The organism is Pseudomonas sp. SMN5 (genome assembly GCF_052041925.1).
Taxonomy (GTDB): Bacteria; Pseudomonadota; Gammaproteobacteria; order Pseudomonadales; family Pseudomonadaceae; genus Aquipseudomonas.
Window position 1 is genome coordinate 1 of sequence record NZ_JBKGGX010000046.1, and the last position, 15,427, is coordinate 15,427.

Below are 15,427 nucleotides of genomic sequence, written 5' to 3' on the forward strand. Positions count from 1 at the left end.
ACAGTTGTAATGTCTTTTTCGGGCCGGCATAATGGTCGGCCTGATTTTGTTTTAGGTCAGTAGCTCAATTGGCAGAGCGACGGTCTCCAAAACCGTAGGTTGGGGGTTCGATTCCCTCCTGACCTGCCAGATTCACTCAGTGTGTCTGGCTTTCTTTTCACAGGATCTTCACAGATGACTCCTAAAGCTGAAGCTCAAGGCTCTCGCTTCGATCTGCTCAAGTGGCTAGTGGTAGTCGCTTTGGTGGTTGTTGGCGTTGTTGGCAATCAGTATTACTCTGCTTCGCCGATCCTGTACCGCGTACTTGCATTGCTCGCCATTGCTGCCGTTGCTGCCTTTGTAGGCTTGCAGACGGCCAAGGGTAAGTCTTTCTTTGTACTCGCTAAGGAAGCCCGCACTGAGATTCGTAAAGTCGTATGGCCGACTCGCCAAGAAACCACGCAGACCACGTTGATCGTTGTGGCTGTTGTTCTGGTAATGGCGTTGCTGCTGTGGGGGCTTGATTCCCTGCTCGGCTGGCTTGTTTCCTTGATTGTTGGCTAAGGGTGTCCCGTGGCTAAGCGTTGGTACGTTGTGCATGCTTACTCGGGTTACGAGAAGCATGTCATGCGCTCGCTGATTGAGCGCGTAAAGCTGGCAGGCATGGAAGATGGCTTTGGCGAGATTCTGGTCCCCACTGAAGAAGTGGTTGAGATGCGCAACGGCCAGAAGCGCAAAAGCGAGCGCAAGTTCTTTCCAGGCTATGTGCTGGTACAGATGGACATGAACGAAGGGACTTGGCACTTGGTCAAGGATACCCCTCGGGTGATGGGCTTTATTGGCGGTACCGCCGACAAGCCTGCGCCAATTACGGATAAAGAGGCGGAAGCGATTCTGCGTCGTGTTGCTGATGGTAGCGACAAGCCGAAGCCGAAGACGCTGTTTGAGCCGGGTGAGGTTGTACGTGTTACCGACGGTCCATTCGCTGATTTCAACGGCACGGTTGAAGAAGTTAACTACGAAAAGAGCCGGATCCAAGTGGCAGTGCTCATTTTCGGTCGCTCTACTCCGGTAGAGCTGGAGTTCAGTCAGGTCGAAAAGGTCTGATTGGGCAGGCATCCCAACCCCGCAGCCCTAGGCTGTGGGGTTTTGTCGTCACTGGGATAAACGCGCAAGTAACCGGGGAGCCTTTCGAGGCGTTCGAACCCGTAATTGGAGTGCCTCATGGCCAAGAAGATTACCGCTTACATCAAGCTGCAAGTGAAGGCCGCTCAGGCTAACCCAAGCCCACCCGTTGGTCCTGCTTTGGGTCAGCACGGTGTGAACATCATGGAATTCTGCAAAGCTTTCAACGCCCGTACCCAGGGTCTTGAGCCAGGCCTGCCGACTCCAGTGATCATCACTGTCTACAGCGACCGTAGCTTCACTTTCGAAACAAAAAGCACCCCTGCTTCGGTTCTGCTGAAGAAGGCTGCAGGTTTGACCAGCGGTTCCGCTCGTCCAAACACCGTTAAGGTTGGCACCGTTACCCGTGCGCAGCTGGAAGAAATCGCGAAAACCAAAAACGCGGATTTGACTGCAGCTGATATGGATGCAGCCGTGCGTACTATCGCCGGTTCTGCTCGTAGCATGGGCCTTAACGTGGAGGGTGTGTAATGGCTAAGCTGACCAAGCGTCAAAAGGCTATCGCCGGCAAAATCGAAGCAGGCAAGGCCTACAACTTTGTAGACGCCGCCGCTCTGCTGGCTGAGCTGTCGACTGTCAAGTTCAGCGAGTCGTTCGACATTGCTGTGAACCTGGGCGTTGACCCTCGTAAATCCGACCAGGTCGTTCGTAGCGCTACCGTGCTGCCTCACGGCACTGGCAAGACCGTTCGTGTAGCTGTCTTCACCCAAGGCCCGGCAGCTGAAGCTGCTCTGGCTGCTGGTGCCGATCGCGTTGGTATGGACGACCTGGCTGCTGAAATGAAAGGCGGCGACCTGAACTACGACGTGGTTATCGCATCCCCGGATGCCATGCGCGTTGTAGGTCAGCTGGGTCAGATCCTCGGTCCACGTGGCCTGATGCCTAACCCTAAAGTCGGCACCGTAACCCCGGACGTAGCCAGCGCGGTCAAAAATGCCAAGGCTGGTCAGGTTCGTTACCGCACCGACAAGAACGGCATCATCCATACTTCCGTCGGCAAGATTGGCTTCGACGCCGTCAAGCTGAAGGAAAACGTTGAAGCCCTGATCGCTGACCTGAAGCGTATCAAGCCAGCTTCTTCGAAAGGTATCTACGTCAAGCGTGTCACCCTGAGCACCACTATGGGTCCAGGTCTGGTCATCGATCAGAGCTCGCTCGACGCGTAAAGCTCGGATTGGCGCAGTCACTGCGCCAATCAATAAATTGGGGTCCCTGCCTGGCGGGGGCTGTCCAAGACCGTAGGCGACGAAAGTCTTAAACCACAAGCCTACGCAGATGGTGCTCCCGGTTCCTTACCGAATCAGACACCAAAACGACATTCGGTTTCGACCGGATGAAACGGTAACAAGCAGGAGTTAAACCCGTGGCAATTAAACTCGAAGACAAGAAGGCCATCGTCGCTGAAGTCAACGAGGCTGCCAAAGTCGCTCTGTCCGCTGTCGTGGCTGATGCCCGTGGCGTAACAGTAGGCGCAATGACCGGACTCCGTAAAGAGGCTCGTGAAGCTGGCGTTTACGTACGTGTCGTACGTAACACCCTGCTCAAGCGCGCTGTTGCCGACACTGAATACAGTGTCCTCAACGACGTGTTCACCGGCCCGACTCTTATCGCATTCTCCAAAGAGCACCCAGGCGCTGCTGCCCGTTTGTTCAAAGAGTTCGCCAAGAGTCAGGACAAGTTCGAGATCAAGGCAGCTGCGTTCGAGGGCAAGTTCCTCGCAGCTAACCAAATCGACGTACTGGCAACACTGCCGACCCGCGACGAAGCCATTTCGCAGCTGATGAGCGTGATTCAAGGCGCTACCAGCAAGCTGGCTCGTACCCTGGCTGCAGTTCGCGAGCAAAAAGAAGCTGCCGCAGCCTAAGGCTGAGCAAACTCTCTCGCGTATTTTTGTTTATTTCGATGGCCGCGTAGGCCGTCCCCCAATTCAGGAAATACAGCAATGTCTATCTCTCAAGACGATATCCTCAACGCCGTAGCTGAAATGTCGGTTCTGCAGGTTGTTGAGCTGATCAAAGCTTTCGAAGAAAAATTCGGCGTTTCCGCTGCTGCTGCTTCGGCTGGTCCAGCTGTTGCTGCTGCCGTTGTTGAAGAGCAAACCGAGTTCAACGTCATGCTGACCGAAGCTGGCGACAAGAAAGTAAACGTGATCAAGGCAGTACGTGAACTGACCGGTCTGGGCCTGAAAGAAGCCAAGGCTGTAGTTGACGGCGCTCCTGCCATGGTTCTGGAAGCTGTTGCCAAAGACGCAGCTGACAAAGCCAAGGCCGCTCTGGAAGAAGCAGGCGCTAAAGTCGAGCTGAAGTAAGCATCGACTTTGCGTCTCCAGCCCGAGCGTTAAGCGACAGGCTGATGGCTGGTGGCTCTTGCCACCGGCCTTTTTCCGTTATTGGCGGCCGACTGGGTTGGCGCTGATAGCGAGCTTTAACCACCCGATGCGGTGGCGCAAACCATGGGGTTTGCACGATTTTCTGGTCGCTCCCGTCGGGGGAGGCCAAACAAGCAGGTGACCAAGCTGGGGAACGCTGATGGCTTACTCATATACTGAGAAAAAACGTATCCGCAAGGACTTTAGCAAGTTGCCGGACGTCATGGATGTGCCGTACCTCCTGGCCATCCAGCTGGATTCGTATCGTGAATTCTTGCAAGCGGGAGCGACTAAAGATCAGTTCCGCGACGTGGGCCTGCATGCGGCCTTCAAATCCGTTTTCCCGATCATCAGCTACTCCGGCAATGCTGCGCTGGAGTACGTCGGTTATCGCCTGGGCGAACCGGCATTTGATGTCAAAGAATGCGTATTGCGCGGTGTAACTTACGCCGTACCTTTGCGGGTAAAAGTGCGCCTGATCATTTTCGACAAAGAATCGTCGAACAAAGCGATCAAGGACATCAAAGAGCAAGAAGTCTACATGGGCGAAATTCCCCTGATGACTGAAAACGGTACCTTCGTTATCAACGGTACCGAGCGTGTAATCGTTTCCCAGCTGCACCGTTCTCCGGGCGTGTTCTTCGACCACGACCGTGGCAAGACGCACAGCTCCGGCAAACTGCTCTACTCCGCGCGCATCATTCCTTACCGCGGTTCGTGGTTGGACTTCGAGTTCGATCCGAAGGACTGCGTATTCGTGCGTATCGACCGTCGTCGCAAGTTGCCTGCATCGGTACTGTTGCGTGCGCTCGGCTATACCACCGAGGAAGTGCTGGACGCGTTCTACACCACCAACGTCTTCCATGTGCAGGGTGAAAACCTGAGCCTGGAGCTGGTTCCTCAGCGTCTGCGTGGTGAAATTGCTGTCCTCGACATCCAGGATGACAAGGGCAAGGTTATTGTCGAGCAGGGTCGTCGTATTACCGCTCGCCATATCAACCAGCTCGAAAAAGCCGGCATCAAAGAACTGCAGGTGCCAATGGACTACGTCTTGGGCCGCACCACGGCCAAGGCAATCGTGCATCCTGCCACTGGCGAGATCATTGCAGAGTGCAATACCGAACTGAGCACAGAGCTCCTGGCGAAAATCGTCAAGGCCCAGGTCGTTCGTATCGAAACTCTGTACACCAACGACATCGACTGCGGTCCTTTCATCTCCGACACGCTGAAGATCGACTCCACCGGCAACCAACTGGAAGCCCTGGTCGAAATCTATCGCATGATGCGTCCTGGCGAGCCGCCAACCAAGGATGCTGCAGAGACCCTGTTCAACAACCTGTTCTTCAGCCCTGAGCGCTATGACTTGTCTGCGGTCGGCCGGATGAAGTTCAACCGTCGTATCGGTCGTACCGAGATCGAAGGTTCGGGCGTGCTGAACAAGGATGACATCGTCGCGGTGCTCAAGACACTGGTCGACATCCGTAACGGCAAGGGCATCGTCGATGACATCGACCACCTGGGTAACCGTCGTGTTCGCTGCGTAGGCGAGATGGCCGAGAACCAGTTCCGTGTTGGCCTGGTGCGTGTAGAGCGCGCGGTCAAGGAACGTCTGTCGATGGCTGAAAGCGAAGGCCTGATGCCGCAAGACCTGATCAACGCCAAGCCAGTGGCTGCGGCAGTGAAGGAGTTCTTCGGTTCCAGCCAGCTGTCCCAGTTCATGGACCAGAACAACCCGCTGTCCGAGATCACTCACAAGCGTCGTGTCTCTGCACTCGGCCCAGGCGGTCTGACCCGTGAGCGTGCGGGCTTTGAAGTTCGTGACGTACACCCGACTCACTACGGCCGTGTATGCCCGATCGAGACCCCTGAAGGTCCGAACATCGGTTTGATCAACTCCCTGGCGGCTTATGCGCGCACCAACCAGTATGGCTTCCTGGAAAGCCCGTACCGTGTGGTGAAAGAGGGTGTGGTCACTGACGATATCGTGTTCCTGTCCGCTATCGAAGAGGCCGATCACGTGATCGCCCAAGCTTCGGCGACCATGAACGAGCAGAAAGTGCTGGTCGACGAGCTGGTGGCTGTACGTCACCTGAACGAGTTCACCGTCAAGGCGCCGGAAGACGTCACCTTGATGGACGTATCGCCGAAGCAGGTTGTGTCGGTAGCCGCGTCGCTGATCCCGTTCCTTGAGCACGACGACGCCAACCGTGCGTTGATGGGTTCGAACATGCAGCGTCAGGCAGTACCGACCCTGCGTGCCGACAAGCCGCTGGTAGGTACCGGCATGGAGCGTAACGTTGCCCGTGACTCCGGCGTCTGCGTTGTGGCTCGTCGTGGTGGCGTGATCGATTCCGTCGATGCCAGCCGTATCGTGGTTCGGGTTGCCGATGACGAAGTTGAACCGGGCGAAGCCGGCGTCGACATCTACAACCTGACCAAATACACCCGCTCCAACCAGAACACCTGCATCAACCAGCGTCCGCTGGTGAGCAAAGGTGATCGGGTTCAGCGCAGCGACATCATGGCCGACGGTCCGTCCACCGACATGGGTGAACTGGCGCTGGGTCAGAACATGCGCATTGCGTTCATGGCGTGGAACGGCTTCAACTTCGAAGACTCCATCTGCCTGTCCGAGCGTGTGGTTCAAGAAGATCGCTTCACCACGATCCACATCCAGGAACTGACCTGTGTGGCCCGTGACACCAAGCTTGGCCCGGAAGAAATCACTGCGGACATCCCGAACGTGGGTGAAGCTGCACTGAACAAGCTGGACGAAGCCGGTATCGTTTATGTAGGTGCTGAAGTAGGCGCTGGCGACATCCTGGTGGGTAAGGTCACTCCGAAAGGCGAGACCCAGCTGACTCCGGAAGAAAAATTGCTGCGTGCCATCTTCGGTGAAAAAGCCAGCGACGTTAAAGACACCTCCCTGCGCGTGCCAACCGGCACCAAGGGTACCGTCATCGACGTACAGGTCTTCACTCGCGATGGCGTCGAGCGTGATGCTCGTGCACTGTCCATCGAGAAGAGTCAGCTCGACGAGATCCGCAAGGACCTGAACGAAGAGTTCCGCATCGTTGAAGGCGCTACTTTCGAACGTCTGCGCGCAGCGCTGGTCGGCCACAAGGTCGAGGGCGGCGCCGGCCTGAAGAAAGGCCAGGAAATCACCGACGAGGTTCTCGACGGTCTCGAGCACGGCCAGTGGTTCAAACTGCGCATGGCCGAAGACGCTTTGAACGAGCAGCTCGAGAAGGCTCAGGCCTACATCGTTGATCGCCGCCGTCTGCTGGACGACAAGTTCGAAGACAAGAAGCGCAAGCTGCAGCAGGGCGATGACCTGGCTCCAGGCGTGCTGAAAATCGTCAAGGTCTACTTGGCAATCCGTCGTCGCATCCAGCCGGGCGACAAGATGGCCGGTCGTCACGGTAACAAAGGTGTGGTCTCGGTGATCATGCCGGTTGAAGACATGCCGCACGATGCCAACGGCACGCCGGTCGATGTGGTCCTCAACCCGCTGGGCGTACCTTCGCGTATGAACGTTGGCCAGATCCTCGAAACCCACCTGGGCCTCGCGGCCAAGGGCCTGGGCGAGAAGATCAACCGCATGCTCGAAGAGCAGCGCAAGGTTGCTGACCTGCGTAAGTTCCTGCACGAGATCTACAACGAGATCGGCGGTCGCAACGAAGAGCTGGACAGCTTCTCCGACCAGGAAATCCTGGACCTGGCGAAGAACCTCAAGGGCGGCGTTCCAATGGCCACCCCTGTGTTCGACGGTGCCAAGGAAGTTGAAATCAAGGCCATGCTGAAGCTGGCAGACCTGCCGGAAAGCGGCCAGATGCAGCTGTTCGATGGTCGTACCGGCAACAAGTTCGAGCGCCCGGTCACCGTTGGCTACATGTACATGCTGAAGCTGAACCACTTGGTAGACGACAAGATGCACGCCCGTTCTACCGGTTCTTACAGCCTGGTTACCCAGCAGCCGCTGGGTGGTAAGGCGCAGTTCGGTGGTCAGCGTTTCGGGGAGATGGAGGTCTGGGCACTGGAAGCTTACGGTGCTGCATACACTCTGCAAGAAATGCTCACAGTGAAGTCGGACGATGTGAACGGCCGGACCAAGATGTACAAAAACATCGTGGACGGCGATCACCGTATGGAGCCGGGCATGCCCGAGTCCTTCAACGTGTTGATCAAGGAAATTCGTTCCCTCGGCATCGATATCGATCTGGAAACCGAATAACACGTGACGCGAATCGAGGGCGGGGCTGTTTTGCCCGCTCTCTGCTCCGCCAGGAGGAAAGGCCTTGAAAGACCTACTGAATTTGCTGAAAAACCAGGGTCAAGTCGAAGAGTTCGACGCCATCCGTATCGGATTGGCCTCGCCTGAGATGATCCGTTCGTGGTCGTTCGGTGAAGTTAAAAAACCGGAAACCATCAACTACCGTACGTTCAAACCCGAGCGTGACGGCCTGTTCTGCGCCAAGATCTTTGGCCCGGTAAAGGATTACGAGTGCCTGTGCGGTAAGTACAAGCGCTTGAAGCACCGCGGTGTGATCTGCGAGAAGTGCGGCGTTGAAGTCGCGCTGGCAAAAGTTCGTCGTGAGCGCATGGCGCACATCGAGCTGGCCTCGCCGGTTGCTCACATCTGGTTCCTGAAGTCGCTGCCGTCCCGTATCGGCTTGCTGATGGACATGACTCTGCGTGATATCGAGCGCGTTCTCTACTTCGAGAGCTATGTCGTTATCGATCCAGGCATGACCACCCTTGAAAAGGGCCAGTTGCTCAACGACGAGCAATACTTCGAAGCGCTGGAAGAGTTCGGCGACGATTTCGATGCCCGCATGGGTGCCGAAGCAGTCCGCGAACTGCTGCACGCGATCGACCTGGAGCACGAGATTGGTCGTCTGCGCGAAGAAATTCCGCAAACCAACTCTGAAACCAAGATCAAAAAGCTGTCCAAGCGTCTGAAGTTGATGGAGGCGTTCCAGGGCTCCGGCAATCTCCCAGAGTGGATGGTCCTGACCGTTCTGCCGGTTCTGCCGCCAGACCTGCGTCCACTGGTACCGCTCGACGGCGGCCGCTTCGCGACGTCCGACCTCAACGATCTGTATCGTCGGGTGATCAACCGTAACAACCGCTTGAAGCGCCTGCTTGACCTGTCCGCTCCGGACATCATCGTGCGCAACGAAAAGCGTATGTTGCAGGAAGCTGTCGACGCACTGCTCGACAACGGTCGTCGTGGCCGTGCGATTACCGGTTCCAACAAGCGTCCTCTGAAATCCCTGGCTGACATGATCAAGGGTAAGCAAGGTCGTTTCCGTCAGAACTTGCTCGGTAAGCGTGTTGACTACTCCGGTCGTTCTGTAATTACCGTAGGTCCGACCCTGCGTCTGCACCAGTGCGGTCTGCCCAAGAAGATGGCTCTGGAACTGTTCAAGCCGTTCATTTTCGGCAAGCTGGAAATGCGTGGTCTCGCTACCACAATTAAAGCTGCCAAGAAAATGGTCGAGCGCGAGCTGCCAGAGGTCTGGGACGTTCTCGCAGAAGTGATTCGCGAACACCCAGTGCTGCTCAACCGTGCACCGACCCTTCACCGTCTGGGTATTCAGGCTTTTGAACCGGTACTGATCGAAGGTAAGGCTATCCAGCTGCACCCTCTGGTCTGTGCTGCGTACAACGCCGACTTCGACGGCGACCAGATGGCCGTGCACGTACCGCTGACGCTGGAAGCCCAGCTCGAAGCGCGTGCGTTGATGATGTCCACCAACAACATCCTGTCGCCAGCCAACGGTGAGCCGATCATCGTTCCGTCCCAGGACGTTGTATTGGGTCTGTACTACATGACTCGTGAGGCGATCAACGCCAAGGGCGAAGGTCGTGTGTTCGCGGACCTGCAGGAAGTTGACCGTGTGTTCCGTGCCGGCGAAGCCGCACTGCACGCCAAGGTCAAGGTGCGGATCACCGAAACCGTGAACGATCGTGATGGCGGCAGCGTCACCAACACCCGTATCGTCGACACCACCGTCGGCCGTGCGCTGTTGTTCCAGGTTGTGCCAAAAGGTCTGTCCTTCGACGTCGTCAACCTGCCGATGAAGAAGAAAGCGATCTCCAAGCTGATCAACCAGTGCTACCGCGTGGTTGGTTTGAAAGAGACCGTGATCTTCGCTGACCAATTGATGTACACCGGTTTTGCCTATTCGACCATTTCCGGCGTTTCCATCGGTGTTAACGACTTCGTTATCCCGGATGAAAAAGCTCGCATCATCGGTACCGCTACCGAGGAAGTGAAAGAGATCGAAAGTCAGTACGCCTCCGGCCTGGTAACCCAGGGCGAGAAGTACAACAAGGTGATCGACCTCTGGTCCAAGGCGAACGACGAAGTTTCCAAGGCGATGATGGCCAACCTCTCGAAAGAGAAAGTCATCGACCGTCATGGCGAAGAAGTTGATCAGGAATCCTTCAACTCGATGTACATGATGGCCGACTCGGGCGCACGGGGTTCTGCTGCGCAGATCCGTCAGCTCGCCGGTATGCGTGGCCTGATGGCCAAGCCGGACGGCTCCATCATCGAGACTCCGATTACGGCTAACTTCCGTGAGGGCTTGAGCGTACTCCAGTACTTCATCTCTACTCACGGTGCTCGTAAGGGTCTTGCGGATACCGCGTTGAAAACTGCGAACTCCGGTTACCTGACTCGTCGTCTGGTAGACGTGGCGCAGGATCTGGTTGTGACCGAGATCGACTGCGGCACCGAACACGGCCTGGTCATGACGCCGCACATTGAAGGCGGTGACGTTGTAGAGCCGTTGGGTGAGCGTGTATTGGGTCGTGTCATTGCCCGTGACGTATTCAAGCCTGGTACCGAGGATGTAATCGTTCCTGCCGGCACCCTGGTTGACGAGAAGTGGGTCGAGTTCATCGAGCTGAACAGCATCGACGAAGTGATCGTGCGTTCGCCGATCAGCTGCGAAACCCGCTACGGCATTTGCGCCAAGTGCTACGGTCGCGACCTGGCTCGTGGTCATCAGGTGAACATCGGTGAATCGGTTGGCGTCATCGCCGCCCAGTCCATCGGTGAGCCGGGTACCCAGCTGACGATGCGTACGTTCCACATCGGTGGTGCGGCCAGCCGGACCTCTGCGGCCGACAGCGTACAGGTGAAGAACGGCGGTACTGTCCGTCTGCATAACCTCAAGCATGTCGAGCGAGTGGACGGTCACTTGGTAGCCGTGTCCCGTTCCGGCGAGCTGGCTATCGCGGACGATTTCGGTCGTGAGCGCGAGCGCTACAAGCTGCCGTACGGTGCGGTCATTTCGGTGAAGGAAGGCGACAAGGTCGACGCTGGCGCAATCGTTGCCAAGTGGGATCCGCACACTCACCCGATCGTTACCGAGATGAAAGGTACCGTGACCTACGTGGGCATGGAAGAAGGCATCACGATCAAGCGTCAGACCGACGAATTGACCGGTATGACCAACATTGAAGTGCTCGATCCGAAAGATCGTCCAGCTGCGGGCAAGGACATCCGTCCTGCCGTGAAGATGGTCGACGACAACGGCAAGGACCTGTTGCTGCCGGGCACTGACGTTATCGCTCAGTACTTCCTGCCAGCCAACGCCCTGGTCGGTGTTGCGGACGGTGCGCGGATTGCGATCGGTGACGTTATCGCCCGTATCCCGCAGGAAACTTCGAAAACCCGCGACATCACTGGTGGTCTGCCGCGTGTTGCCGACCTGTTCGAAGCCCGTCGTCCGAAAGAGGCGTCGATCCTGGCTGAAGTCAGCGGCACCATCGCGTTCGGTAAAGAGACCAAGGGCAAGCGTCGCCTGGTCATTACTCCGAACGACGGTAGCGATCCGTACGAGGAGCTGATTCCGAAGTGGCGCCACCTGAACGTCTTCGAAGGCGAACAGGTAAACCGCGGCGAAGTTATCTCCGACGGTCCTAGCGATCCGCACGACATCCTGCGTCTGCTGGGTGTGAGCGCGCTGGCCAAGTACATCGTGAACGAGATCCAGGACGTTTATCGTCTGCAAGGCGTGAAGATCAACGACAAGCACATCGAGACCATCCTGCGTCAGATGCTGCGTAAAGTTGAGATTTCCGAGTCCGGCGATTCCAGCTTCATCAAGGGCGACCAGATGGAACTGACTCACGTCCTGGTAGAAAACGAGCGCCTGGCAGCGGAAGACAAGTTCGTCGCCAAGTTCACTCGCGTGTTGCTGGGTATCACCAAGGCGTCGTTGTCCACTGAATCGTTCATCTCGGCGGCTTCCTTCCAGGAAACCACCCGGGTACTGACCGAGGCGGCGGTAACCGGCAAGCGCGACTACCTGCGCGGCCTGAAAGAGAACGTGGTTGTGGGTCGTCTGATCCCGGCCGGTACCGGTTTGGCCTACCACAGCGAGCGTAAGCGTCGCCGTGATGCAGACAAGCCGCTGCGCGTGAGCGCCAGTGAAGTGGAAGCTGCACTGACCGAAGCGCTGAACTCGAGCGGTAACTGAGTTCTGCGATAATTGAGTGCCTGGCCCTGGTCATCCCGTTCGGCGGATCGAGACAAATGTCGAGATCCGGCGGGCGGGGAGGTCGGGGCCTTGCCTTGACTGGGGACAAGATCCTCTTTAGACTCTTGATCCCCTAAATTTGGCGGGAATGCGTTCCTGCCATTTTGCTTTTCTTGCAAGACAATAGCGTCGCAAGACAACAGTGGAGCTAGTAGATGGCAACTATCAACCAGCTGGTACGTCAGCCGCGTAAGCGTATCGTCGAGAAATCCGACGTGCCTGCGCTGCAGAACTGCCCGCAACGTCGTGGCGTATGCACCCGTGTGTACACCACTACGCCGAAAAAACCTAACTCGGCACTGCGTAAAGTATGCCGTGTGCGCCTGACCAACGGTTTCGAGGTTTCCTCGTACATCGGCGGTGAAGGCCACAACCTGCAAGAGCACAGCGTGGTACTGATCCGCGGCGGTCGTGTAAAAGACTTGCCAGGTGTTCGTTACCACACCGTTCGCGGTTCTTTGGATACCTCCGGCGTTAAAGGTCGTAACCAGGGTCGTTCGAAGTACGGTACCAAACGTCCGAAATAATCGGCCGTTTTTTGCAGTTTTTAATTTTATTGAGTCGATAAGAGTAAGGTCGGGCACGCGTCAGCTGTCCCGGGCTAACCTGAAGACCGTTTGAGGGCTTATCAATGCCAAGACGTCGCGTAGCAGCCAAGCGTGAGATTCTGGACGATCCGAAATACGGAAGCCAGATCCTCGCCAAGTTCATGAACCACGTAATGGAAAGCGGCAAGAAAGCCGTTGCCGAGCGTATCGTTTATGGCGCGCTGGAAAAAGTTAAAGAGCGTAAGAACTCCGATCCCCTGGAACTCTTCGAAAAAGCACTCGACGCCATCGCTCCGCTGGTCGAAGTGAAGTCGCGCCGCGTAGGCGGTGCTACCTACCAGGTTCCGGTTGAAGTTCGTCCGTCCCGTCGTAACGCTCTTGCCATGCGCTGGCTTGTAGACTTCGCCCGCAAGCGCGGCGAGAAGTCCATGGCTCTGCGTTTGGCTGGCGAACTGCTGGACGCTGCTGAAGGTAAAGGTGCTGCAGTTAAGAAGCGTGAAGACGTGCACCGTATGGCTGAAGCCAACAAGGCTTTCTCGCACTACCGCTTCTAATTTTAGCGTCACTCAATTTGCGAGGGCTTTATGGCTCGTACTACACCGATTAACCGCTACCGTAACATCGGTATCGTCGCTCACGTGGATGCTGGTAAAACCACCACCACCGAGCGCGTCCTTTTTTACACCGGCAAAAGTCACAAAATGGGCGAGGTGCATGACGGCGCCGCGACCACAGACTGGATGGTGCAGGAGCAGGAGCGTGGTATTACCATTACTTCTGCTGCCATCACCGCCTTCTGGAAAGGTTCTGAGAAGCAGTATCCGCACGAGCATCGCTTCAACGTAATCGATACCCCGGGCCACGTAGACTTCACCATTGAAGTTGAGCGTTCCCTGCGTGTACTCGACGGCGCGGTCGTTGTGTTCTGTGGTACTTCGGGTGTTGAGCCTCAGTCGGAAACCGTATGGCGTCAGGCCAACAAATACGGCGTTCCACGTCTTGTTTACGTAAACAAGATGGACCGTGCTGGTGCCAACTTCCTGCGCGTGATCGGTCAAATCAAGCAGCGTCTGGGTCACACTCCGGTGCCTATCCAGCTCGCTATCGGTTCGGAAGACAACTTCCAGGGCCAGATCGATCTGATCAACATGCAAGCGGTTTACTGGAATGATTCCGACAAGGGCATGGTCCCTGTCCGTAAGGAAATTCCTGCCGAGCTGTTGGAAGAAGCCGAGCAATGGCGCAGCAACATGGTTGAGGCTGCGGCCGAAGCCAGTGAAGAGCTGATGAACAAATACCTCGAGGGTGAAGAACTCTCCAACGAGGAAATCAAGGCCGCTCTGCGTCAGCGTACTATCGCTGGCGAGATCGTTCTTGCTGTTTGCGGCTCCTCGTTCAAGAACAAGGGTGTTCCCCTGGTTCTCGACGCCGTTATCGACTTCCTGCCTGCTCCAACCGACATTCCTGCTATCAAGGGTTCGAACCCGGATAACGAGGAAGAGGAAATGGAGCGTCACGCAAGTGACGACGAGCCTTTCGCGGCTCTGGCATTCAAGATCGCTACCGACCCATTCGTGGGCACCTTGACCTTTGTCCGGGTTTACTCGGGCGTTTTGGCCTCCGGCGACGGCGTGATCAACTCGGTAAAAGGCAAGAAAGAGCGTGTGGGTCGTATGGTGCAAATGCACGCAAACGCCCGTGAAGAAATCAAGGAAGTTCGCGCTGGCGACATCGCGGCCTTGATCGGCATGAAGGACGTCACCACTGGCGAAACCTTGTGCAACGCTGACAAGCCAATCATCCTGGTTCGCATGGACTTCCCGGAGCCGGTTATTTCGGTTGCCGTTGAGCCAAAAACCAAGGATGACCAGGAAAAAATGGGTATCGCTCTGGGCAAGCTCGCTCAGGAAGACCCGTCTTTCCGCGTCAAGACTGATGAAGAGACTGGTCAGACGATCATCTCCGGCATGGGCGAGCTGCACCTGGACATCCTGGTTGACCGGATGCGCCGTGAGTTCAACGTCGAAGCCAACATCGGTAAGCCGCAGGTTTCCTATCGTGAGCGCATCACGAAGAGCTGTGAAATCGAAGGCAAGTTCGTTCGTCAATCCGGTGGTCGTGGCCAGTTCGGTCATTGCTGGATCCGTTTTGCACCGGCTGACGAAGGTCAGGAAGGTCTGCAATTCCTGAACGAAGTCGTAGGTGGTGTGGTTCCTAAGGAATACATCCCGGCGATCCAGAAGGGTATCGAAGAGCAGATGAAGAACGGCGTCGTTGCCGGCTATCCGCTGATCGGCCTGAAGGCTACCGTGTTCGATGGTTCTTACCACGACGTCGACTCCAACGAGATGGCGTTCAAGGTGGCTGCTTCCATGGCAACCAAGCAACTGGCCCAGAAGGGTGGCGGTGAGTTGCTGGAGCCGATCATGGCGGTAGAAGTCGTTACGCCTGAAGACTACATGGGTGATGTCATGGGCGACCTTAACCGTCGTCGTGGCATGATTCTGGGTATGGAAGATACGGTTTCCGGCAAGGTCATTCGTGCCGAGGTTCCGTTGGGTGAAATGTTCGGTTACGCAACCGACGTTCGTTCCATGTCTCAGGGTCGCGCAAGCTACTCCATGGAATTCAAAAAATACAATACAGCTCCGTCGCATATCGTCGAAACTGTTACTAAAAAGCAAGGCTGATTCAGCCCTTTAAGCTAGGAGTTAATTGTCGTGGCTAAAGAAAAATTTGAACGGAACAAACCGCACGTCAACGTTGGCACCATCGGCCACGTTGACCAT

The 15,427-nt window shown here is 56.4% G+C and carries 11 protein-coding genes, 1 tRNA gene and 1 pseudogene; all 13 read left to right on the forward strand.

Annotated features, from left to right (window positions below; genetic code table 11):
- Positions 1 to 53: 53 nt before the first annotated feature.
- Positions 54 to 129: transfer RNA gene (locus ACLEJR_RS26445), tRNA-Trp, on the forward strand.
- A gap of 45 nt (positions 130 to 174) precedes the next feature.
- Positions 175 to 543, forward strand: a complete 369-nt coding sequence (secE, locus tag ACLEJR_RS26450; RefSeq protein ID WP_003186101.1) for a preprotein translocase subunit SecE — start codon at positions 175 to 177, stop codon at positions 541 to 543.
- 9 nt (positions 544 to 552) lie between these two features.
- Positions 553 to 1,086, forward strand: a complete 534-nt coding sequence (gene nusG, locus ACLEJR_RS26455) for a transcription termination/antitermination protein NusG (protein WP_010443972.1) — start codon at positions 553 to 555, stop codon at positions 1,084 to 1,086.
- A gap of 117 nt (positions 1,087 to 1,203) precedes the next feature.
- A complete protein-coding gene (rplK, locus tag ACLEJR_RS26460) occupies positions 1,204 to 1,635 on the forward strand; it encodes a 50S ribosomal protein L11 (RefSeq protein WP_003176435.1) in 432 nt (143 codons plus the stop codon).
- Positions 1,635 to 2,330 carry a 50S ribosomal protein L1 gene (gene rplA / locus ACLEJR_RS26465; RefSeq protein WP_440797829.1) on the forward strand — a complete coding sequence of 232 codons (696 nt, stop codon included), beginning with the start codon at positions 1,635 to 1,637 and terminating at the stop codon, positions 2,328 to 2,330. The genes rplK and rplA overlap by 1 nt, the downstream gene beginning before the upstream one ends.
- Positions 2,331 to 2,527: 197 nt before the next feature.
- Positions 2,528 to 3,028 (forward strand): 50S ribosomal protein L10, encoded by a 501-nt coding sequence (rplJ, locus tag ACLEJR_RS26470; protein ID WP_440797831.1) that lies wholly within the window; start codon positions 2,528 to 2,530, stop codon positions 3,026 to 3,028.
- A 78-nt stretch (positions 3,029 to 3,106) separates the two neighbouring features.
- On the forward strand, positions 3,107 to 3,472 hold the full coding sequence (rplL, locus tag ACLEJR_RS26475; RefSeq protein ID WP_117163591.1) for a 50S ribosomal protein L7/L12: 366 nt from the start codon (positions 3,107 to 3,109) through the stop codon (positions 3,470 to 3,472).
- Positions 3,473 to 3,692: 220 nt separating this feature from the next.
- On the forward strand, positions 3,693 to 7,766 hold the full coding sequence (gene rpoB, locus ACLEJR_RS26480; RefSeq protein ID WP_440797835.1) for a DNA-directed RNA polymerase subunit beta: 4,074 nt from the start codon (positions 3,693 to 3,695) through the stop codon (positions 7,764 to 7,766).
- Between the two features lie 64 nt (positions 7,767 to 7,830).
- On the forward strand, positions 7,831 to 12,030 hold the full coding sequence (gene rpoC, locus ACLEJR_RS26485; protein WP_440797837.1) for a DNA-directed RNA polymerase subunit beta': 4,200 nt from the start codon (positions 7,831 to 7,833) through the stop codon (positions 12,028 to 12,030).
- Positions 12,031 to 12,245: 215 nt separating this feature from the next.
- Positions 12,246 to 12,617, forward strand: coding sequence for a 30S ribosomal protein S12 (rpsL, locus tag ACLEJR_RS26490; RefSeq protein ID WP_003186084.1), 372 nt, complete (start codon positions 12,246 to 12,248; stop codon positions 12,615 to 12,617).
- A 104-nt stretch (positions 12,618 to 12,721) separates the two neighbouring features.
- Positions 12,722 to 13,192: a 30S ribosomal protein S7 gene (gene rpsG / locus ACLEJR_RS26495; RefSeq protein ID WP_024776462.1), complete on the forward strand. Its 471-nt coding sequence runs from the start codon at positions 12,722 to 12,724 to the stop codon at positions 13,190 to 13,192.
- A 30-nt stretch (positions 13,193 to 13,222) separates the two neighbouring features.
- Positions 13,223 to 15,328, forward strand: coding sequence for an elongation factor G (gene fusA / locus ACLEJR_RS26500; protein ID WP_440797839.1), 2,106 nt, complete (start codon positions 13,223 to 13,225; stop codon positions 15,326 to 15,328).
- 30 nt (positions 15,329 to 15,358) lie between these two features.
- A pseudogene (locus ACLEJR_RS26505) lies at positions 15,359 to 15,427 on the forward strand (GTP-binding protein); the annotation flags it as partial.